Genomic DNA, 19999 nt, shown 5'->3' with positions numbered 1-19999 from the left:
ACGCGAGGTTGACCGCGATTTCGCCCATTCGACGTGCGACGGCCGCATTGAAGTGCGGCAGCGCCGGGTTCGACGCGTCGTCGTCGAAGGCGTGGGGTGCGAGGCGAAAGGGGGGCGTCACCATGGCGGCTCCGTAGCGTGGCCGGCGCGGTACGCGCGTGCCGGGCGTCGCATCGTCACGGGCCGCGCGCGGGCCCGTGTTCCATTCAGTGCTTCGGCGTTTCAGCACGTCAGCACTTCTTCAGCACTTCAACGTTTCGGCGCCGCGTCGAGCATCCACTCGTGCGCGGGATCGTTCTTGAACGCCCACGCGCGGCTCGGGCCCGCCATCACGTTCAGGTAGTACAGGTTGTAGCCATGAGGCGCGACCACCGGGTGATAGCCGCGCGGCACCATCACGACGTCGTGGTTCTCGACCGCGCAGGCCTCGTCGAGGCTGCGATCGTCGGTGTACACGCGCTGGAACGCGAAACCCTGCGGCGGATCGATCCGGTGGTAATAGGTTTCCTCGAGCGACGTCTCGTCGGGCGCCGCGTCGCGGTCGTGCTTGTGCGGCGGATAGCTGCTCGAATGGCTGGCCGGCGTGACGACTTCGACGACGAGCAGCCGGTCGGCGGCCGGATTGTCGCCCATCAGGATGTCGCATACGTAGCGCGTGTTGGTGCCTTGCCCGCGCACCGAGCGGCGCATCCGCTCGCCGTCGAGGCGCAGCACGCGCTTGTCGCCGCTCGCGTACGGCGCGGTGCACAGCGCGACTTCCGCATCGCGCGTCGCGACCAGCGTGACGGTCTTGCCGCCCGGCACGTATAGCGCGTCCGGCGACACGTCCTCGAATACGCTGTCGCGCTTGCCGAGCGCATCATAGGTTTCGCCGTCGACGTCCGCGCGCAGCGTGCCCGTCAGTACCACGACGCACAGTTCGCGCGTGCCGGTGTCGAGCGTTTCGGTATCGCCGGCCTTCAGGCGCAGCGCGCGAAAGCCGACGTGCTTCCAGCCCGCCGATTCGGGCGTGACGTTGCAGATCTCGCGGTCGGCGGATGCCTTGACCAGCAGGGGAGAAATCGTCATGAAATGGGTCTCCGCAATAGGGTAGGGCTCGAGCGCTCACGCGCCTTCGTGCCGGCTCACGCGCTCAACCGGTCGACGATCGCGCGCAGCGATTCGTAGCCTTTCTTCGCATACGCATAGCTCGGCGCGACGGCCGGGTCCTGCTCGGCCTCGACGACGAGCCAGCCTTCGTAGCCGGCGTCCTTCAGCGTGCGCAGCGTCGCGTCATAGTCGAGCGCGCCGTCGCCCGGCACCGTGAAGGTGCCGTTGATCACGCCGTTCAGGAAGCTCCAGCCGTCGTTGCGCGCCTGGTTGACGACCTGCGGCCGCACGTCCTTGCAATGCACGTGCGCGACGCGCGACACGTGCTTCTTCAGCAGCGCGACCGGGTCGGCCGCGCCGCCGAAATATGCGTGGCCGGTGTCGAACAGCAGGAACACCTTCGCCGGATCGGTCAGCGCCATCAGCCGGTCGACGTCGTCCGGCGACTCGACGTACGCGCCCATGTGGTGATGGTAGGCAAGCTTGATGCCGTACGTGTCGAGCAGGTGCGCGCCGAATGCGTCGAGGCGCGCCGCATAGCGCCGCCACGCTGCGTCGTCGACGAAACGCGGCCGCTTCGCGACCGGCGTGTCGATGTTGCCCTGGATCGTGCCCGCGCATTCGCCGTACACGACGACTTTCACGTCGTTGTACTGCAGCTTCGTCATGTGCGCGCGGCAGCGCTCGATTTCCGCCGCGACCGCATCGGCGTCGGTCATGCCCGGCGCGAGCTCCGCGAGGAAGCCCGAATACCAGCCCGACACGCATACGAGCCCGAATTCGGCGAGCTTCGCTTTCAGTTCGGGGCCCGTCTTCGGGAACTTGTTGCCGAGCTCGAAGCCCGCATAGCCGATTTCGGCGCCTTCCTTCAGCGCCGTTTCGAGCGGCGTCTCGCCGCCGAGCGACGGCAGGTCGTCGTTCATCCACGACAGGGGATTGATACCGATGCGGACGTTCCAGCTCATGACGGGTTTCCTGGTTCGAATGTTGTTGTCTCGGCGCGGCCGATGGAAAGGGCGGGCGGATCAGCGCCGCTGGCGGGTTTTCGCGTCGAGATACGCGCGATGGGCATCCGCGACGCCGGCGCGTTCGGACACCTGCGGCACCGCGACTTCCCACCACGCGCCGCCGTCGTCGGTCGTGCGCTGGTGCGTGGTGTCGATCACGAGCACCTGGCTGGTCGTCGCCGCACGCGCGCGCTTCATTTCGTGGCGCAGCTCGGCAATGTCGCGCACGTGCACGGCTTCGGCGCCCATCGAGCGTGCATGCATCGCGAAGTCGATCGTCGAGCGTTCGCCGCCTTCGGGCACGCAGTCGTCGAGCATGTTGTTGAAGCTCGCGCCGCCGCAATTGAGTTGCAGCCGCTCGATGCAGCCGTAGCCGCGGTTGTCGAGGATTACGACGATGATCTTGCGGCCGAGCATCACGGAGGTCGCGAGTTCCGCGTTGAGCATCATGTACGAGCCGTCGCCGACGATCACGATCACTTCGCGCTCGGGCCGCGCGAGCTTCGCGCCGAGGCCGCCCGCGACTTCGTAGCCCATGCACGAATACGCATAGTCCATGTGGTAGTTGCCCGGCATGCCGCTGCGCCACAGTTTGTGCAGTTCGGCCGGCAGCGTGCCGGCCGCGCACACGACCAGATCGTCGCGGGCGCTGTCGCGCCCCGCGTCGGCCGCGGAGTCGCGCACCGCACCGATCACTTCCGCGTCGTACGGCAGCGTGTCCTTCGGAATCCGCGTGGTCAGGTCCGTCACGCGCGCGTTCCACGCGGCGGCCTGGTCGCGGTTCGCGGCGGTCCACGCCGGATCGGCGCGCCAGCCGGCCAGCGCGGCCGACAGTTGCCCGAGGCCGGTGCGCGCATCGGCCACCAGTTGCCGGCCGCGTTTCTTGCCCGCGTCGAACGGCTGCACGTTCAGGCTCAGCAGCGTCGCGTCGCCGTAGAGCGCGTGCGAGCCGGTCGTGAAATCCTGCAGCCGCGTGCCGACCGCGAACACGACGTCGGCCTGCGCGGCCGCGCGGTTCGCGGCGGGCGAGCCCGTCACGCCGATCGAGCCGAGGTTCAGCGGGTGATCCCACGCGAGGCTGCCCTTGCCGGCCTGCGATTCGGCGACCGGCACGCCGTGCGTATCGGCGAACGTGCGCAGCGCATCCCACGCCTGGCTGTACAGCACGCCGCCGCCGGCGACGATCAGCGGCTTCTTCGCGGCCTTCAGCACGTCGAGCGCATCGGCGAGTTCGAGCGCGTCGGCCGGCGGCCGGCGCATCCGGATCAGCGGCGGCGCGAAGAAATCCTCGGGCCAGTCGTACGCGAAGGTCTGCACGTCCTGCGGCAGCGCGAGACACACGGGCCCGCATTGCGCGGGATCGGTCATTACCTGGATCGCGCGCGGCAGCGCGACGAGCAATTGCTCGGGCGACGTGATGCGGTCGAAGTAGCGCGTCACGGGCCGGAAGCAGTCGTTCGCGCTGACGTCGCCCTGTTCGAAATCCTCGACCTGCTGCAGCACCGGGTCGGGCAGCCGCGACACGAACACGTCGCCGGGCAGCAGCAGCAGCGGCAGGCGGCCGACGTGCGCGAGCGCGGCGGAAGTGAGCATGTTGGTCGCGCCGGGGCCGATGCTCGACGTCGCGGCCATCATCCGCTGGCGGAAATTCGCCTTCGCGAACGCGACGGCCGCATTGGCCATCCCTTGCTCGTTGTGCGCGCGAAACGTCGGCAGCCGGTCTTTCTCCGCGTGCAGCGCTTCCCCGAGCCCGGCCACGTTGCCGTGGCCGAAGATCGCGAACACGCCGCCGCAGTACGGCAGGATTTCGGTGCGGCCGTCGGGCTGGACGACTTCGGCGCGCAGGGCGGCCAGGTAGCGCACGAGCGCCTGGCTGACGGTCAGTCTTACGGTGGTGGTCATCGTCGGTCGATAGAGAGAAGTCGGGTGGTCGTCACGAACACGGGCATCAGGCCGCGGCGGCGCGCGCGGCGGTACGGCGGCCCAGCCACGCGTCGACCAGTTGCGTGAAGTTGCCGGCCACTTCGTCGATCAGCGCCTGATCGTCGATCCGGCCCGCGAACCAGTTCAGCGACGCATCGGCCCACAGCGTGCGCCCGACCATGAAGCCCTTGACGATCGGGTTGGTCGCCGAGCGGAAGCTGTCGACCAGGTATTGCAGCGGCTGGTTCAGCCCGAGGATCACCGCGCCGCGGCAGTGCGGGTCGCGTTCGGCGATCAGCGCGGCGAGCCGCGCCCAGCCGTCGGCGGTGAGCGGCGTGAGCTTCCACCATTCGGGCTTCACGCCGAGGTTGTAGAAGCGCGCGATCGTGCGCAGCACCGCGTCGTCCTCGGTGCCGGCCGGCGTGACCGCGCGCGGCGGAATCATTTCCAGCAGCAACTCGTTGCCGCTCGCACGCGTGGCTTCCCACAGTTCCAGCACGCGCTGCTCCTGCTCGACGCGCAGGTCGACGGGGTCGTCGGGGTGATAGTGGACGAGGCACTTCACGACCTGTTCGGTCGGCCAGTGCGTGAGCGACGAGCCGACCGAGCGCGTGTCGTCGAAGCGTAGCGGCCGCGAGCCGGGCAGCTCGACCGGGCGGCCGACCCACCAGCCGCGCCCGGTGGCCGACGCGAGCGCGTCGCTGCCGTACGCGCCGCCGTCGATCAGCACGCCGACGTGGCCGGCGATCCCGCGATCGCGCTCGACCTGTTCGACCGCGCGCACGAGCAGGCGCTTCAGCGTCTTGATCCGCGCTTCGTCCGCGCCGGCCTGCACCGCCAGCTCGTAGAACTGGCTGCGATGGTCGAACGCCATCACGCACAGGTCGTCCCATTCACGGCGCGGCACCGTCACGCGATGCAGGTGCGCGAGCGTGCGGTCGGCGTCGACCTGCGGATTGCGGCTGCCGTCGAACCAGTGTGCGAGTTCGGCCGGCGTCGGCATCGCGGCCGAGCACGCATGGCGCGACACGACGATCGCGCCGCACGCGTTCGCGATGCGCGTCGATTCGGCCCAGTCGCGCCCGCGCAGCAGCCCTGACAGCAGGCCCGACAGGAACGCATCGCCCGCGCCGAGCACGTTCAGCACTTCGACGCGCTCGCCGAGAAAGGTCGGCGCAGCGTCGATGCTGGCCGGAATGTCGCCTTCGATCACGCAGCAGCCGAGCGCGCCGCGCTTGACGACCAGCGTCGCGTTCGTGATCGCGCGCACCGCCTGCAACGACCCGATCAGGTCATGCGGCACACCGCCCGCGATCAGGAATTCCTCCTCGGTGCCGACCAGCAGGTCGAATTCGCCGAGTACCTGCTGCAGTTGCCGTGTCACCTGCGCGTCGGGCACGTAGCGGTTTTCGCCGGCACCGCGTGCGGTCAGCCCCCACAGCACCGGCCGGTAGTCGATGTCGAGGATGCGGACCGCGCCGTGGCGGCGCGCATAGCCGAGCGCAGTCAGCGACGCCTCGCGCGTGCCCGGCGTCGACAGATGCGTGCCGGTGATCGCCAGTGCGCGGCAACCGGCGATGAAATCCTCGCTGATTTCGTCGGCGCGCACGGCCATGTCCGCGCAGTTCTCGCGCACGAACAGCAGCGGGAACGTATCGCGATCCTTCAGCCCGAGCAGCACCAGCGCGGTGAGGCGCTCGCGGTCGGTCTGCAGCTGGCTCGTGTCGCAGCCTTCGCGCTCGAGCGTCTCGCGCAGGAAGCGGCCCATCTGCTCGTCGCCGACGCGCGAAATCATCGCGGTCTTCAGCCCGAGCCGCGCGACGCCGAACGCGACGTTGCCCGACGAGCCGCCGAGATACATCTGGAAGCTGCGCGCGTCCTCGAGGCGGCTGCCGTACTGCTGCGCATAGAGATCCACGGCCACGCGGCCGAGGCAGGCGAGATCGATGGGGCGGTCACTCGGAAAGTTCAGCAGGCTCATATCACGTGTCACGCTCGCGGCCGGCGTTCGGCGCTGCCGGCAGATTAGGGGACCGATCCAGTGGCGACTGTCCGCGGCCTATGCCGCACGACATGAGGCTGCCTGCCACCGGGAGTCGGGCTACGGAACGGAGTCTAGACTTTTTGGAAATACAGTTCCCTAGGTGAAATCACGTAGAAATAAATTTCCAAATTTTCGAGGAAGTGATCTACAGTTTCATCCGGATGCTTCAGTCCCGATCGGACCAGATCGGACTCGGCCCGGCGGCGCGCAACGCGCCGTCTTCCGCCCCCGGAGATGAGGAGACAGATTGATCATGAAGACCAAGCTGATGGCCGTCGCGGCCGCCGCGATCCTGGCTGCGCCGCTCGCGCATGCCGAGAAGATCGGCGTGACGATGGCATCGTTCGACGACACGTTTCTGACCATCCTGCGCAACAGCATCGCCGATTCGGCGAAGAAGGACGGCGCGACGGTGCAGATCGAGGACGGCGGCAATGACGTCGGCAAGCAGTTGAGCCAGGTCCAGAACATGATCGCGCAGAAGGTCGACGCGATCATCGTGAATCCGGTCGATACCGACGCGACGCCGAAGATCACGAAGATGGTGACCGCGGCGAAGATCCCGCTCATCTACGTGAACCGCAAGCCGGTCGACTTCGACAAGCTGCCGGCCGGCGTCGCGGTCGTCGCCTCCGACGAAAAGCAGTCGGGCACGCTGCAGGCGCGCCAGGTGTGCAAGCTGCTCGGCGGCAAGGGCGACCTCCTGGTGCTGATGGGCGAGCTGTCCAACGAATCGGCGCGCGCCCGCACCAAGGACATCGAGGACGTGATCGCGACGAAGGAATGCGCGGGCATGAAGATCGTCGACAAGCGCGAAGGCAAGTGGAGCCGCACGCAGGGCCAGGACATCACGATGAACTGGCTGAGCTCCGGGACCAAGTTCGACGCGATCGTGTCGAACAACGACGAAATGGCGATCGGCGCGATCAATGCGCTGAAGGCCGCGCGCAAGCTCACGCCGAAGACGGTCGTCGCGGGTATCGACGCGACGCCGGACGGGCTCGCCGCGATGAAGGCCGGCGAGCTGAAGGTGTCGGTCTACCAGAACGCGACCGGGCAGGGCGCGCAGGCGGTGGCCGCGGCACTCAAGCTCGCGAAGAAGCAGCCGGTCGATCGCTACGTGAACGTGCCGTTCGAACTCGTGACGCCGGAGAACATGAACCAGTACGCGAAGCACTGACCGGTTTTTCCGCTGAACTGCGCGGGCCCGGCGCGACCGGGTTCGCGCGCGATTTTCGAGGAACGTCCATGTTTACAGCCAGGATCGCGCGCTCGATGGCCAGCGAAAGCGCGCCGGCCGCGTCGTCCGCCGCGCCCGGTTCGTCCGGTGCGCCCATGGCCGACTGCGTGCTCGAGGTGCGCGGCGTCGGCAAGTCCTTCCCCGGCGTCGTCGCGCTCGACGGCGTGCAGTTCCGCGTGCGCCGCGGCACCGTGCATGCGCTGATGGGCGAGAACGGCGCCGGCAAGTCCACGCTGATGAAGATCATCGCGGGCGTCTACACGCCCGACCAGGGCGAAATCCTGATCAACGGCGAACCGGTCGTGCTGAACGGCCCGCTCGATGCGCTCGACCGCGGCATCGCGATGATCCATCAGGAACTCAACCTGATGCCGTACATGACGGTCGCGGAGAACATCTGGATTCGCCGCGAACCGAAGAACCGCTTCGGCCTGATCGATCACGCCGAGCTGCGCCGCCGCACGGCCGCGCTGTTCGAGCGGCTGTCGATCGACATCGATCCGGAAACCGACGTGCGCACGCTGACGGTCGCGAGCCGCCAGATGGTCGAGATCGCGAAGGCCGTGTCGTTCGACTCGGACGTGCTGATCATGGACGAGCCGACCTCCGCGCTGACCGAGAAGGAAGTCACGCACCTGTTCCGCATCATTCGCCAGCTGCGCGAGCAGGGCAAGGGCATCGTCTACATCACCCACAAGATGAACGAGCTGTTCGAGATCGCCGACGAGTTCTCGGTATTCCGCGACGGCAAGTACATCGGCACGCATGCATCGAGCGACGTCACGCGCGACGACATCATCCGCATGATGGTCGGGCGCGAGATCACGCAGATGTTCCCGAAGGAGGAGGTGCCGATCGGCGACGTCGTGCTGTCGGTGAAGGATCTCTGCGTCGACGGCGTGTTCCGCGACGTGAGCTTCGAGCTGCGCGCGGGTGAAATCCTCGGCGTCGCGGGCCTCGTCGGCTCGGGGCGCTCGAACGTCGCGGAGGCGCTGTTCGGCGTCGTGCCGGCCACCTCGGGCGAGATCCGCATCGACGGCAAGCCGGTGCGTATTGCGACGCCCGCTCAGGCGATGAAGCACGGGATGGCGTTCCTCACCGAGGACCGCAAGGATTCCGGCTGCTTCCTGAATCTCGACCTGCTCGCGAACATGGAAGCGGCGGTGCTGAGCCGCCGCTACGTGAAGTTCAATTTCGTGCAGCAGGCGCAGCTGAAGCGCGACTGCGAGGAAATGAGCCGGATGCTGCGCGTGAAGTCGCCCGGGCTGCACGAGGAAATCCAGAACCTGTCGGGCGGCAACCAGCAGAAGGTGCTGATCGGCCGATGGCTGCTTACGCAACCGCGCATCCTGATCCTCGACGAACCGACGCGCGGTATCGACGTCGGCGCGAAGGCCGAGATTCACCGGCTCGTCAGCGCGCTCGCCGGCAAGGGCGTCGCGGTGCTGATGATCTCGTCGGAAATGCCGGAAGTGCTGGGGATGAGCGATCGCGTGATGGTGATGCACGAAGGGCGCATGACCGGCATCGTCGATCGCAAGGACGCCGACCAGGTCCGCATCATGGATCTCGCGTCGCGCTGAGCCGCAACAAGATTGGAGACAACTGAAATGGGCAACCTGAACCCGGTCGCGGATGCGCAGACCATGACACTCAAGTCGCGGCATGCGAAGTGGCCGCCCGAACTGAGCATCTTCCTGGTGCTGGTCGGCATCAGCCTGTTCTTCGAGGTCGTCGGCTGGATCGTCGTCGGCCAGAGCTTCCTGTTCAATGCCGAGCGGCTCGAGATCATCGTGCTGCAGATGGCCGTGATCGGCATCATCGCGGTCGGCGTGAACCTCGTGATCATCACTAGCGGGATCGACCTGTCGTCCGGGTCGGTCGTCGCGGCGGCCGCCGTCGTGTCGGCGAGCCTCGCGCAGGTGTCCGACTTCCCGCGCGCGGTGTTTCCGCACCTCACCGACCTGCCGGTCATCTGGCCGGTGCTGGCCGGCGTGTGCGTCGGGCTGCTGGTGGGCCTCCTGAACGGCACGCTGATCGCGCTGACGGGCATCCCGCCGTTCATCGCGACGCTCGGCACGATGGTCGCCGCGCGCGGCTTCGCGAAGTGGTTCACCAACGGGATGCCGGTGTCGATGCTGACCGACCCGTTCGCGGCGATCGGCGCAGGGGCGAATCCGGTGATCATCTTCCTGGTGGTGGCCGCGATCTTCCACGTCGTGCTGCGCTACACGCGCTTCGGCAAGTACACCTATGCGATCGGCGCGAACCGCCACGCGGCCGTCGTGTCGGGCATCAACGTCACGCGGCACCTGATCTTCGTCTATGCGATCGCGGGCCTGTTGAGCGGCATCGCCGGCACCGTGACGGCCGCGCGTGCGATCTCCGGCCAGTCGGGCATGGGCGTGATGTACGAGCTCGATGCGATCGCGGCCGTCGTGATCGGCGGCACGTCGCTGTCGGGCGGCCTCGGCCGCGTGACGGGCACCGTGATCGGCGTGCTGATCCTCGGCGTGATGACGTCGGGCTTCACGTTCATCCGCATCGACGCGTACTACCAGGAGATGGTCAAGGGCGCGATCATCGTCGCGGCCGTGATCGCCGACCAGTACCGCAACAAGAAGTCGCGTCGTTGAGCGCACGCGTGATCCAGAAATCAGACTTCGCAAAGGACACCCGATGAAGATCGCGCTGGACCCCTACATGATTCGCCACCTGCCGCTCGACCGGCTGCCGCACGCGGTGGCCGAGCTCGGCTACGACCAGATCGAGCTGTCGCCGCGCAGCGACTTTCTCGACTGGTGGGTGATGCCGCGCGCGACCCGCGAACGCATGGCCGCATTCCGCCAGGCGCTGCGCGCGAGCGGCGTGGGCCTCGCGTCGCTGCAGCCGATGTACCGCTGGGCGAGCCCGTTCGACGACGAGCGGCAATGGGCGGTGCGCTGCTGGAAGAAGGCGATCGAGGTGGCAGTCGAGATGGAGTGCCCGCTGATGGTGTCGGAGTTCGGGCGCGGCGCGTCGCCCGAGCGCTCGGTCGGCGAGCGGCCGGGCGCGAACCCGAAGGAGCTGTGCGAGGCCGCGTGGTTCCGCTCGATGGACGAACTGCTGCCGATCCTCGAGCGCGAACGCATCGTGCTGTCGGTCGAGCCGCATCCGGAGGACTGGATCGAGCAGTTGCAGCCGGCGATCGACATCGTCACGAATCTCGGTTCGCCGTCGTTGAAGCTGTCGTATATCGCGCCGCACACGTTCTACTACGGCGACGACATGGCCGCGATGATCGCGCAGGCCGCGCCGATCCTCGCGCACGTGCGCGTGGCCGACACGTTCGACCACCGCAAGAGCAGCCAGCTGCGCTACATCGTGAACCCGCCCGGCTCGAACCAGATCCGCGTGCACCAGCATCTCGACATCGGGCAGGGCGAGATCGACTGGGACCTGTTTTTCCGCGCGCTCGGCGCCGCCGGTTTCGACGGCGTGATGTCGTCGTGCGTGTTCGCGTGGGAGGACCGCGCGGAAGCGTCGTCGCGCTACATGCGCGACGCGATCCAGCGCTACGTCGATCGCCATTTCGATCGCACCGCGCGCTGACTGATGACCGATTGCTGACCGGCGCGGCACGGGCCGCGCCGCTGATGAACGAACGACTGGAGAGAACTGCATGACCTTGCAAATCGGCGTGATCGGCTGCGGCGCGATCGGCCAGGACCACATTCGCAGACTGACGCGCACGCTGTCCGGCGCGCGCGTCGTGGCCGTCAACGACATCGATCCGCAGCAGGCGCGCGACGCGGTGACGAAGTACGGGCTCGACGCCGAGATCTACGGCGACGGCCACGAAGTGGTCGCGGCCGCCGACGTGCAGGCCGTGCTCGTCACGTCATGGGGGCCGACGCACGAAGCGTTCGTGCTCGACGCGATCGCGCACGGCAAGCCGGTGTTCTGCGAGAAGCCGCTCGCGGTGACGGCGGAAGGCTGCATGCGCATCGTCGAAGCCGAAGTCGCGCACGGCAAGCGGCTCGTGCAGGTCGGCTTCATGCGGCCGTACGACGAAGGCTATCGCGCGCTCAAGCGCGTGATCGACAGCGGCCAGATCGGCGCGCCGCTGATGCTGCATTGCGCGCACCGCAACCAGTCGGTCGGCGAGCGCTACACGACCGACATGGCGATCACCGACACGCTGATCCACGAGCTCGACGTGCTGCGCTGGCTGCTCGGCGAGGACTATGCGAGCGCGCAGGTCGTCTATCCGAAGAAGACGCGCCATGCATCCGCGCATCTCGCCGATCCGCAGATCGTGCTGCTCGAAACCGCGAGCGGCGTGCGCATCGACGTCGAGATCTTCGTGAACTGCCAGTACGGCTACGACATCCAGTGCGAGGTCGTCGGCGAGCAGGGCATCGCGAAGCTGCCCGATCCGCCGGCCGTCGGGCTCAAGCATGCGGCGCGGCAGTCGGTCGAGATCATGACCGACTGGAAGGAGCGCTTCATCGCGTCGTACGACGTCGAGCTGCAGGCGTTCATCGACGGCGTGCGGCAGGGCGCGCTGACCGGGCCGTCCGCGTGGGACGGCTACGCGGCGGCGGTCGCGGCCGACGCGTGCGTGCGGGCCCAGCAGAGCGGCGCGGTCGAGGCGATCGCGATGGCCGAGCGTCCCGCGTTCTATCGCGGCTGACCGGTCGCTTACCTGCCGGAGAGACCGACATGACGATGAAGATTGGCTGCGCGCCCTGCTGCTGGGGCGTCGACGACGTGAAGAACCCGCACCTGCCGCCGTGGCGGCACGTGCTTGCCGAGGCCGCGCAGGCCGGCTACTCGGGCATCGAGCTCGGGCCGTACGGCTACATCCCGCTCGAACTCGACCTGGTGAGCGCCGAACTCGAACGCCAGCGCCTGAGCATCACGGCCGGCACGATCTTCGACGATCTCGTGTCGCCGGAGAACCTGCCGAACCTGCTGCGCCAGACGCGCGACATCTGCGCGCTGATCACGCGGCTGCCGAAGTTGCCGACGCAGGACGGCCAGCGCTATGCGGCGCCATACCTGGTCGTGATGGACTGGGGCCACGAGGAACGCGACTACGCGGCCGGCCACGGCGATCGCGCGCCGCGGCTGTCCGACGCGCGCTGGGCGCGGATGGTCGACCATATCCGGCAGATCGCCACCATCGCGCGCGACGAGTTCGGCGTGCGCGCGGTGATCCATCCGCATGCGGGCGGCTACATCGAGTTCGCGGACGAGATCGACCGGATCGTCGCCGACATTCCGGCCGACACGGCGGGCCTGTGTCTCGACACCGGCCACCTGCATTACTCGGGCATGGACCCGGAAACGTGGTTGCGCCGCCATGCGGCACGGCTGGACTACGTGCATTTCAAGGATATCGACGCGGCCGTGTACGACACGGTGATGGGCGAGCACATCGCGTTTTTCGCGGCCTGCGCGCGCGGCGTGATGTGCCCGATCGGCACTGGCGTGCTCGACTACCCGGCGATCCGCCGCGCGCTCGACGACATCGGCTACGCCGGCTACATCACGATCGAACAGGAGCGCGACCCGCGCAACGCCGGCACGAGCCTGCGCGACGTCGCCGCGAGCCGCGCGTTTCTCGCGTCGGCCGGTTTTGCATGATCCCCTGAACACGCACCAGGAACACCACCATCATGATTGACGGACAGATTCTGCTTGGCCATTCGATTCGCTGGGGCATGGTCGGCGGCGGGCTCGGCAGCCAGATCGGCTACAGCCACCGGTCGGCCGCGCTGCGCGACGGCAGCTTCCAGCTGGTTGCCGGCGCATTCGACATCGATCCCGAGCGCGGCCGCCAGTTCGGCGTGAAGCTCGGCGTCGCGGCCGAGCGCTGCTATCCCGACTACGCGACGATGTTCGACGCCGAGGCGCGCCGCCCGGATGGCATCCGCGCGGTGTCGATCGCGACGCCGAACAACACGCACTTCGAGATCTGCCGTGCCGCGCTGAACGCCGGGCTGCACGTGGTCTGCGAGAAGCCGCTGTGCTTCACGACCGAGGAGGCCGAGGCGCTGCAGCGCCTGTCGGTCGAGAAAAACCGGATCGTCGGCGTCGCGTACGGCTATTCCGGACACCAGATGATCGAGCAGGCGCGCGAAATGATCGCGCGCGGCGATCTCGGCGAGATCCGCATCGTGCAGATGCAGTTCGCGCACGGCTTCCATAGTGAAGGCGTCGAGGCCGCGAGCGCGGCCGCGCGCTGGCGCGTCGATCCGAAGTTCGCCGGCCCGAGCTACGTGCTCGGCGACATCGGCACGCATCCGCTGTACATCTCCGAGGTGATGGCGCCGGAACTGAAGATCCGGCGGCTGATGTGTTCGCGGCAGAGCTTCGTGAAGAGCCGCGCGCCACTCGAGGACAACGCGTTCACGATCATGGAGTACGACACCGGCGCGATCGGCTACGTGTGGTCGAGCGCGGTGAACGCCGGTTCGATGCACGGGCAGAAGGTGCGCGTGATCGGCTCGAAGGCGAGCGTCGAATGGTGGGACGAGCATCCGAACCAGTTGCGCTACGAAATCCAGGGGCAGCCCGCGCAGGTGCTCGATCGCGGGATGCCGTACCTGCATCCGAACGCCACGCGCGAAGACCGCATCGGCGCCGGGCATCCGGAAGGGCTGTTCGAGGCATGGTCGAACCTGTACGCGCGCTTCGCACTCGCGATGGATGCGGCCGATCGCGGCGACGCCGCGGCGGTGAAGGCCATCCGCATTCCGGACGTCCACGCGGGCGTCGAGGGCGTGCGCTGGGTCGAGAATTGCGTGCGTTCGGCCGATGCGGGCGGCGTGTGGGTCGACTATCGTTGAACTGGATAAGGCCGGCTGCGCGGCGCTTCGTCGCGATTGTCGCGGCAGCCGGCCTTGGTACACACCCTGATCTTTACGACGCCGCGAGCGCGTTGGACAATCGTTTCCAGTCTTGCCGTGGAGCGTGTGCAAGTGATGACCGAGCGCGTGGGAGCGAGCCGGCGGCGCGGGTCGTGCCGCAAACGTGATTAAATTCGCCCTTCATGCATGTATCCAGTCGAGCCCCGGGCCGCGCCGGCCAGCCGCGCGCGCGCATCGGGGCCGTCAACTTCGCGCTATCCGATGAGCTCATCCGAGAAACCTCCCGCCACCGTCGAGGCGTTCCTGCAGCACCTGACGCAGGAGTACGACGGCCTCAGCAATCGCCTGAAGGTGATCGCGCGCCACGTGGAAACGCATCGGGACCAGCTTGGGCTGGAAGGCATCCAGTCGCTCGCGGAAGCCTGCGGCGTCCAGCCGTCGGCCGTCGTGCGCTTCGCGAAGCACTTCGGCTTCTCCGGTTTCTCCGAGATGCAGCGGTTGTTCCGCGAGGGGCTCGCGCAGCAGATCGCGCCGGGGCGTGCGTACAACCTGCGGCTGCGCGACGTGATCGAAGCCGGCTCGTCGAGCCTGCAGCCCGAACAGATCGCCGACGAATTCATCAAGGGCAGCATTGCCGGGATGCAGCAGTTGCGGCAGACGCTCGATTCGCAGGCACTCGCGCAGGCCGTCGACCTGCTCGCCGATACGCAGGCGATCTGGATCGCCGGGTCGCGGCGTGCGTTTCCGATCGCCGTGTATCTCGACTATGCGCTGCAGCACACCGACAAGCGCATCGGGCTGTTCGACGCGCTCGGCAGCATGCATCTCGGCCAGATCCGCTCGGTGCGCGAGGGCGACGTGATGATCGCGATCTCGTTCATGCCGTATGCGGACGAGACCGTGCAGGTCGCGCAGCAGGCCGCGCAGCGCGGCGCACGCTTGATCGCGATTACCGACAGCCGGATGAGCCCGCTTGCGCGGGAAGCGGAAGTGACGCTGATGGTGCAGGACAGCGCGACGTTCGGTTTCCGCGCGCTGACGGCCACGATGGGTCTCGCACAGAGCCTGTTCGTCGCGCTCGCGTACCGGCTCGAGCTGTCGTACCTGCCGACCGCCGACGGCGCGCACGGCACGAAGGCCGGTTGATCCCGACTGCCGGTGCGCCGCCCGCCGAATGGGTCGGCGGAGGGCGCACCGGCCGGCTTACTTCGCGGTCGGCATCGCGAATTCGGCGCCCTTGCCGATGCTCGACGACCAGCGCTGCATCACCGACTTCTGGCGCGTGTAGAAGCGCACGCCTTCCTCGCCGTACGCGTGCATGTCGCCGAACAGGCTCTTCTTCCAGCCGCCGAAGCCGTGCCACGCCATCGGCACCGGAATCGGCACGTTGATGCCGACCATGCCGACCTGGATGCGCCGCGCGAATTCGCGCGCGATGCCGCCGTCGCTCGTGAAGCACGACACGCCGTTGCCGAACTCGTGCGCGTTGATCAGGTCGACCGCTTCGCCGAAATCCTTCACGCGCACGCAGCCGAGCACCGGCCCGAAGATCTCTTCCTTGTAGATCCGCATGTCGGGGCTCACGTGGTCGAACAGCGTGCCGCCCGTGAAGAAGCCGGCCTCGCGGCCCGGCACGCGCAGCCCGCGGCCGTCGACCACCAGTTGCGCGCCTTCGTTCACGCCTTGCTCGATATAGCCTTCGATGCGCTTGAGCGCTTCGCCGGTGACGATCGGCCCCATCTCGACTTCCGGCGACATCCCGTCGCCGATCACCAGCGTGCGCGCGCGTTCGGCCACGGCCGGCACGATCCTGTCGGCCACGTCGCCGACCAGCACCGCGATGCTGATCGCCATGCAGCGCTCGCCGGCCGAGCCGTACGCGGCGCCGATCAGCGCGTCGACCGCCTGGTCGAGGTTCGCGTCGGGCATCACGACGAGGTGGTTCTTCGCGCCGCCGAGCGCCTGCACGCGCTTGCCCGACTGCACCGCGCGCTGCTGCACGTAGGCGGCGATCGGCGTCGAGCCGACGAAGCTGACGGCCTGCACGTCCGGGTGATCGAGAAGGGCATCGACCGCGCCCTTGTCGCCCTGCACGACGTTGAACACGCCGGCGGGCAGGCCGGCCTGCGTGAGCAGGTCGGCGATGAACAGCGCGGCCGACGGGTCGCGCTCGCTCGGCTTCAGCACGAACGTGTTGCCCGTCGCGAGCGCGACCGGGAACATCCAGCACGGCACCATGCACGGGAAGTTGAACGGCGTGATGCCCGCGACGACGCCGAGCGGCTGGCGCATCGTCCAGTTGTCGATGCCGGTGCTGACCTGGTCGGTGAAGTCGCCCTTCAGCAGTTGCGGCACGCCGCACGCGAATTCGATGATGTCGATGCCGCGCGCGACTTCGCCCTGCGCGTCGGAGAACACCTTGCCGTGCTCGGCCGTGATGATCGCCGCCAGCGTGTCGCGGTGCTCGTTCATCAGCTGCAGGAAGCGGTGCAGCACGCGCGCGCGGCGGATCGGCGGCGTGTCGGCCCAAGCCGGGAACGCCGCGTGGGCCGACGCGACGGCCCGTTCGACTTCGTCGTTGCCGGCCAGCGCGACGCGCCGCACCGCGCGACCGAGCGCCGGATTGAAGACGTCCTGGAAGCGGCCGCTGCGGCCGGCGACGGGTGCGCCGTCGAGGTAGTGGCCGACGTCGGCGTCGGACGTATAGGCGGGAACCGTGGTCATGCGTGTCTCCTGGGGATGAGGGGCAACAGCGCCTAGTCTAGGGAAACCGGCAGGGCGGGAGAAGGCCGCGAAACTTGATTCACTGTTCAGAATTCTGAATAATCAGTGGATGAATCAGCAAAATGTCCAGGCGCTCTGGCCGCATATCCATTCGCTGACGGTGCTGGCCGCCGCGGGCAGTTTCACGGCTGCCGCGCAGCGGCTCGGCATCAGCAAGGCCGCGATGAGCCAGCGCATCGCCGATCTCGAAAAGGCGGCCGGCGTGCCGCTCGTGCGCCGCACCACGCGCAGCGTGCGGCTCACCGATGCGGGCCAGACGCTGGTCGACAGCACGCGCGACGCGTTCGAGTCGATCGGCCAGCATTTCGCGCGGGTGAAGGATCTCGCCGGCGAGCCGCGCGGGCTGCTGCGCGTCACGGTGCCGGTCGCGCTCGGGCGCCAGCAGGTCGTGCCGCACCTGCCCGATTTCCTGCGCCAGCATCCGGGCGTGCAGATCGAGCTCGATCTGTCGGACCGCCTGCATTCGCTGACGCAGGAGGGCTTCGACCTCGCGATCCGCCATACGACCACCGCGCCGCAGACCCACGTCGCGTGGAAGCTGTGCGACACGCGTTCGCTGCTGGTCGCGAGCCGCGACTATCTCGACGCGCGCGGCGCGCCGCGCCACCCGAGCGAACTCGTCGATCACAGCTGCCTGTGCTACCTGCGCGACAACGAGCCGGCCGCGTGGAGCTTCGAGCCGGACGGCCGCCGGCGCCAGCGCGTGAGCGTGCCGGTGCGCGGCAGTTTCGCGGCGAACAACAGCGAGGCGATGCGCGAGGCCGCGCTCGGCGGGCTCGGCATCGCGCTGCTGCCCGATTTCAGCGCGCGGCGCGATCTCGACGCCGGCCGGCTCGTCGCGCTGCTCGACGGCTGGCGGCCGTCGGGCGCGTTCGGCGATCACATTTTCGCGATTCGTCCGTACAGCCCGGTCGTGCCGAGCGCGGTGCGCGCGCTGGTGCGCCACTTGCGCGAGCGGCTCGCGGGCGGCTTCTCCGGCGCGTGAGCCGGCTGCCGGCTGCCGGCGGGCGCGGGGCCGTGGACGGCCGGGCAGGCGCGGCGGCGCTGCGGTAAAATCGCGGCTTCCTCCCGCGCCGTGTGTGGCGCGTCATTCGAAGGTCGACAGCCGATGCAGATTCACAAGGAAGTGGACGCGCGCGGGCTCAATTGCCCGTTGCCGATCCTGCGTGCCAAGAAAGCGCTTGCCGATATGGAGAGCGGGCAGATCCTCAAGGTGCTCGCGACCGATCCGGGCTCGCAGCGCGATTTCGCCGCGTTCGCGAAGCAGACGGGCAACGAGATCGTCGAATCGACGACGCAGGACAAGACCTTCGTGTTCCTGATGCGTCGCCGCTGAAGGCACGCATCGCGCGTCCCGCGGTGCCGGGCTCCCGGCCGGCCGCGCCTCGGCAGTCGCGCCTGGCCGACCGCCCCAAGCCGGTTGCCCCTTGGCCGGTCGTCCCTAACCGGGTGTCCCTCTCTGACAATTCTTAAACCTCATTGCGTGACCGGCTGCGTATACTGACCCGGCCGGTCGTCCGCTCCCAGCGGAGGCGCCGGCCACGGTACGTCGCACGGCGGGCTCGGGGGCCATGCCTGACGCTACCGTCGTACAACGGGGAGAGGACATGTCCTTCAGACCAGGGACCCTTCGAAGTCCGTCCGGAGCGGAAAGCATCGCGCCCGTGCGCACCTCGGAATTGAGCCGGATCGAGCTCGATCCGCAGCAGGACCGCCACGCGCGTGCCGCACTGGAGGCATATGCGGATTCGGCCGCGGCCGAGATGCCGTGGCTGGCCGAGTGGCTCGACGAACGGCTGCGCGATGCCGCGCGGGACGACGGCTCGGGCCCGACCTACTGCGGCGCAACGATCGAACGCGTGTTCGATCTGGCGCAGGCATGGGCGGCGGGCCAGCCCGACTACGCGGCCCATGCGTGGGAGCGCGTGCGCGACCAGCTGCAGCGGATGCTGGCGCAACCGCCGCTCTCGGAGCCGCCGTCGCCACGCATGCCGACCGATGATTTTGCCGAGCCGGTGGCCGGCATCGCGGGCGCCGATTAGGCGTCCGGTTGCGCAACAGAAAGGATTATTCGAAGAAAGGGCGATAGTCCGCGCAATTTCTTGGCGAATTTCATACTACTATGATGAAATCGCCGGTTCGTCCGTGCCCCGTTTTTGAGATATTTAGCCGGGGTCGCCGGTTTGCGCAGGTGGCGCGAGCGGCGAACGACGGCTCGCTGGCCGGTATCCGCCGCCGCGCGCAGGTTGCGCGGCCGGGGCAGGCGCGGGAGCCGAATGGACGAACCGACTTCGATTTGCGGGGTGCTATGAGAATTGCTGTACTGGATGACGATCCGGCCCAGACGGATTTCGTCAGTCAAACGCTGACGGCCGTTGGCCATACGTGCTATGCGTTCAAGGAAGGCAAGGCCCTGAAGAAGCGCCTGCAGCGCGAGACGTTCGATCTGCTGGTGCTCGACTGGAACGTGCCCGACATGTCCGGCGAGGAAGTGCTCAAGTGGGTGCGCGCCAACCAGACCGAGCACAGCCTGCCGATCATCTTCATGACGAGCCGCGACGACGAGGCGGGGATCACGCAGATCCTCAATGCCGGCGCCGACGATTACGTGGTCAAGCCGGTGTCGGGCCCGATCCTGCGCGCGCGCATCGGTTCGCTGCTGCGCCGCGCCTATCCGGTCAACGCCGAGGCGACCGTCCGCGAATTCGATCAGTTCCGTTTCGACGTGAACCTGAAGCAGGCGTACGTCGGCGACAAGGCCGTGAGCCTCACGCAAAAGGAATTCGAGCTCGCGCTGCTGCTGTTCCAGCATCTCGACCGGCCGCTGTCGCGCGCGCACATTCTCGACCTCGTGTGGAAGCAGGCGACCGACATTCCGTCGCGCACGATGGATACGCACATTTCGATGCTGCGCACCAAGCTCGGCCTGCGGCCCGAGAACGGCTACCGTCTCGCGCCGATCTACGGGTACGGCTACCGGCTCGAACGGGTCGGCCAGGGGGAACCGGAGTGACGACGCGAATCACGCAACGCACGGCGCACTTGGGTACGGCGG

At 67.9% G+C, this 19999-nt stretch carries 17 protein-coding genes and 1 pseudogene; 12 read left to right on the top strand and 6 right to left on the bottom strand.

What is annotated here, in order from left to right; translation table 11 throughout:
* The 5 genes and pseudogenes from H3O04_RS22770 to H3O04_RS22750 all read right to left on the bottom strand — a co-directional run.
* Positions 1 to 124 (bottom strand): annotated as a pseudogene (locus H3O04_RS22770) (heme-degrading domain-containing protein); the annotation flags it as partial.
* Positions 125 to 249: 125 nt separating this feature from the next.
* A complete protein-coding gene (gene iolB / locus H3O04_RS22765) occupies positions 250 to 1068 on the bottom strand; it encodes a 5-deoxy-glucuronate isomerase (RefSeq protein ID WP_124477964.1) in 819 nt (272 codons plus the stop codon).
* A gap of 56 nt (positions 1069 to 1124) precedes the next feature.
* The gene (gene iolE, locus H3O04_RS22760) at positions 1125 to 2054 is read right to left on the bottom strand and encodes a myo-inosose-2 dehydratase (RefSeq protein ID WP_027807884.1); all 930 of its coding nucleotides are present in this window, start codon (positions 2052 to 2054) and stop codon (positions 1125 to 1127) included.
* A 60-nt stretch (positions 2055 to 2114) separates the two neighbouring features.
* Positions 2115 to 3998: a 3D-(3,5/4)-trihydroxycyclohexane-1,2-dione acylhydrolase (decyclizing) gene (gene iolD, locus H3O04_RS22755; protein ID WP_202588488.1), complete on the bottom strand. Its 1884-nt coding sequence runs from the start codon at positions 3996 to 3998 to the stop codon at positions 2115 to 2117.
* Positions 3999 to 4044: 46 nt separating this feature from the next.
* Positions 4045 to 6000: a bifunctional 5-dehydro-2-deoxygluconokinase/5-dehydro-2-deoxyphosphogluconate aldolase gene (locus H3O04_RS22750; RefSeq protein ID WP_202588487.1), complete on the bottom strand. Its 1956-nt coding sequence runs from the start codon at positions 5998 to 6000 to the stop codon at positions 4045 to 4047.
* A 316-nt stretch (positions 6001 to 6316) separates the two neighbouring features.
* Between H3O04_RS22750 and H3O04_RS22745 the strand changes: the two genes are divergently transcribed.
* From H3O04_RS22745 to H3O04_RS22710, 8 genes are all read left to right on the top strand, one after another.
* Positions 6317 to 7243, top strand: coding sequence for a sugar ABC transporter substrate-binding protein (locus H3O04_RS22745; RefSeq protein WP_011545206.1), 927 nt, complete (start codon positions 6317 to 6319; stop codon positions 7241 to 7243).
* Between the two features lie 68 nt (positions 7244 to 7311).
* A complete protein-coding gene (locus tag H3O04_RS22740) occupies positions 7312 to 8886 on the top strand; it encodes a sugar ABC transporter ATP-binding protein (protein WP_202588486.1) in 1575 nt (524 codons plus the stop codon).
* A 27-nt stretch (positions 8887 to 8913) separates the two neighbouring features.
* Positions 8914 to 9939, top strand: coding sequence for an ABC transporter permease (locus tag H3O04_RS22735; RefSeq protein ID WP_006476229.1), 1026 nt, complete (start codon positions 8914 to 8916; stop codon positions 9937 to 9939).
* A 43-nt stretch (positions 9940 to 9982) separates the two neighbouring features.
* Positions 9983 to 10894, top strand: a complete 912-nt coding sequence (locus H3O04_RS22730) for a sugar phosphate isomerase/epimerase family protein (RefSeq protein ID WP_202588485.1) — start codon at positions 9983 to 9985, stop codon at positions 10892 to 10894.
* A gap of 70 nt (positions 10895 to 10964) precedes the next feature.
* Positions 10965 to 11978: a Gfo/Idh/MocA family oxidoreductase gene (locus H3O04_RS22725; RefSeq protein WP_185920885.1), complete on the top strand. Its 1014-nt coding sequence runs from the start codon at positions 10965 to 10967 to the stop codon at positions 11976 to 11978.
* A gap of 29 nt (positions 11979 to 12007) precedes the next feature.
* Positions 12008 to 12934 carry a TIM barrel protein gene (locus tag H3O04_RS22720; RefSeq protein WP_202588484.1) on the top strand — a complete coding sequence of 309 codons (927 nt, stop codon included), beginning with the start codon at positions 12008 to 12010 and terminating at the stop codon, positions 12932 to 12934.
* A gap of 32 nt (positions 12935 to 12966) precedes the next feature.
* Positions 12967 to 14139, top strand: a complete 1173-nt coding sequence (locus H3O04_RS22715; protein ID WP_011545211.1) for a Gfo/Idh/MocA family protein — start codon at positions 12967 to 12969, stop codon at positions 14137 to 14139.
* 282 nt (positions 14140 to 14421) lie between these two features.
* Positions 14422 to 15306 (top strand): MurR/RpiR family transcriptional regulator, encoded by an 885-nt coding sequence (locus H3O04_RS22710; RefSeq protein ID WP_077180236.1) that lies wholly within the window; start codon positions 14422 to 14424, stop codon positions 15304 to 15306.
* Positions 15307 to 15363: 57 nt separating this feature from the next.
* On the opposite strand, the gene H3O04_RS22705 is transcribed toward H3O04_RS22710, so the two are convergent.
* Entirely contained in the window at positions 15364 to 16884 is a 1521-nt protein-coding gene (locus H3O04_RS22705; protein ID WP_202588483.1) for a CoA-acylating methylmalonate-semialdehyde dehydrogenase, read from the bottom strand.
* 109 nt (positions 16885 to 16993) lie between these two features.
* On the opposite strand from H3O04_RS22705, the gene H3O04_RS22700 reads away from it, so the two are divergent.
* From H3O04_RS22700 to H3O04_RS22685, 4 genes are all read left to right on the top strand, one after another.
* Entirely contained in the window at positions 16994 to 17929 is a 936-nt protein-coding gene (locus H3O04_RS22700) for a LysR family transcriptional regulator (protein WP_011545214.1), read from the top strand.
* Between the two features lie 123 nt (positions 17930 to 18052).
* Positions 18053 to 18280, top strand: coding sequence for a sulfurtransferase TusA family protein (locus H3O04_RS22695; RefSeq protein WP_006402122.1), 228 nt, complete (start codon positions 18053 to 18055; stop codon positions 18278 to 18280).
* A gap of 271 nt (positions 18281 to 18551) precedes the next feature.
* On the top strand, positions 18552 to 18986 hold the full coding sequence (locus H3O04_RS22690; protein WP_027813456.1) for a hypothetical protein: 435 nt from the start codon (positions 18552 to 18554) through the stop codon (positions 18984 to 18986).
* A 266-nt stretch (positions 18987 to 19252) separates the two neighbouring features.
* Complete coding sequence (locus tag H3O04_RS22685; protein ID WP_006490421.1) at positions 19253 to 19957, top strand: response regulator transcription factor; 705 nt, start codon at positions 19253 to 19255, stop codon at positions 19955 to 19957.
* The last annotated feature ends 42 nt before the right edge of the window (positions 19958 to 19999 follow it).

The sequence above is a fragment of the Burkholderia sp. KCJ3K979 genome, assembly GCF_016759955.1.
GTDB classification, from domain to species: Bacteria; Pseudomonadota; Gammaproteobacteria; order Burkholderiales; family Burkholderiaceae; genus Burkholderia; species Burkholderia orbicola.
The sequence above is the reverse complement of the archived record's forward strand: the minus strand, read 5'-3'. Positions and strand labels throughout refer to the sequence as shown.

What these genes read in the sequence shown, in the direction of transcription:
- H3O04_RS22725 (WP_185920885.1), top strand. Translation starts at nt 10,965, where the DNA reads ATGACCTTGCAAATCGGCGTGATCGGCTGCGGCGCGATCGGCCAGGAC.
- H3O04_RS22735 (WP_006476229.1), top strand. Translation starts at nt 8,914, where the DNA reads ATGGGCAACCTGAACCCGGTCGCGGATGCGCAGACCATGACACTCAAG.
- H3O04_RS22715 (WP_011545211.1), top strand. Translation starts at nt 12,967, where the DNA reads ATGATTGACGGACAGATTCTGCTTGGCCATTCGATTCGCTGGGGCATG.
- H3O04_RS22690 (WP_027813456.1), top strand. Translation starts at nt 18,552, where the DNA reads ATGTCCTTCAGACCAGGGACCCTTCGAAGTCCGTCCGGAGCGGAAAGC.
- H3O04_RS22750 (WP_202588487.1), bottom strand. Translation starts at nt 6,000, where the DNA reads ATGAGCCTGCTGAACTTTCCGAGTGACCGCCCCATCGATCTCGCCTGC.
- H3O04_RS22710 (WP_077180236.1), top strand. Translation starts at nt 14,422, where the DNA reads ATGAGCTCATCCGAGAAACCTCCCGCCACCGTCGAGGCGTTCCTGCAG.
- H3O04_RS22700 (WP_011545214.1), top strand. Translation starts at nt 16,994, where the DNA reads ATGAATCAGCAAAATGTCCAGGCGCTCTGGCCGCATATCCATTCGCTG.
- H3O04_RS22740 (WP_202588486.1), top strand. Translation starts at nt 7,312, where the DNA reads ATGTTTACAGCCAGGATCGCGCGCTCGATGGCCAGCGAAAGCGCGCCG.
- iolB (WP_124477964.1), bottom strand. Translation starts at nt 1,068, where the DNA reads ATGACGATTTCTCCCCTGCTGGTCAAGGCATCCGCCGACCGCGAGATC.
- iolE (WP_027807884.1), bottom strand. Translation starts at nt 2,054, where the DNA reads ATGAGCTGGAACGTCCGCATCGGTATCAATCCCCTGTCGTGGATGAAC.
- H3O04_RS22695 (WP_006402122.1), top strand. Translation starts at nt 18,053, where the DNA reads ATGCAGATTCACAAGGAAGTGGACGCGCGCGGGCTCAATTGCCCGTTG.
- H3O04_RS22720 (WP_202588484.1), top strand. Translation starts at nt 12,008, where the DNA reads ATGACGATGAAGATTGGCTGCGCGCCCTGCTGCTGGGGCGTCGACGAC.
- H3O04_RS22730 (WP_202588485.1), top strand. Translation starts at nt 9,983, where the DNA reads ATGAAGATCGCGCTGGACCCCTACATGATTCGCCACCTGCCGCTCGAC.
- H3O04_RS22705 (WP_202588483.1), bottom strand. Translation starts at nt 16,884, where the DNA reads ATGACCACGGTTCCCGCCTATACGTCCGACGCCGACGTCGGCCACTAC.
- iolD (WP_202588488.1), bottom strand. Translation starts at nt 3,998, where the DNA reads ATGACCACCACCGTAAGACTGACCGTCAGCCAGGCGCTCGTGCGCTAC.
- H3O04_RS22685 (WP_006490421.1), top strand. Translation starts at nt 19,253, where the DNA reads ATGAGAATTGCTGTACTGGATGACGATCCGGCCCAGACGGATTTCGTC.
- H3O04_RS22745 (WP_011545206.1), top strand. Translation starts at nt 6,317, where the DNA reads ATGAAGACCAAGCTGATGGCCGTCGCGGCCGCCGCGATCCTGGCTGCG.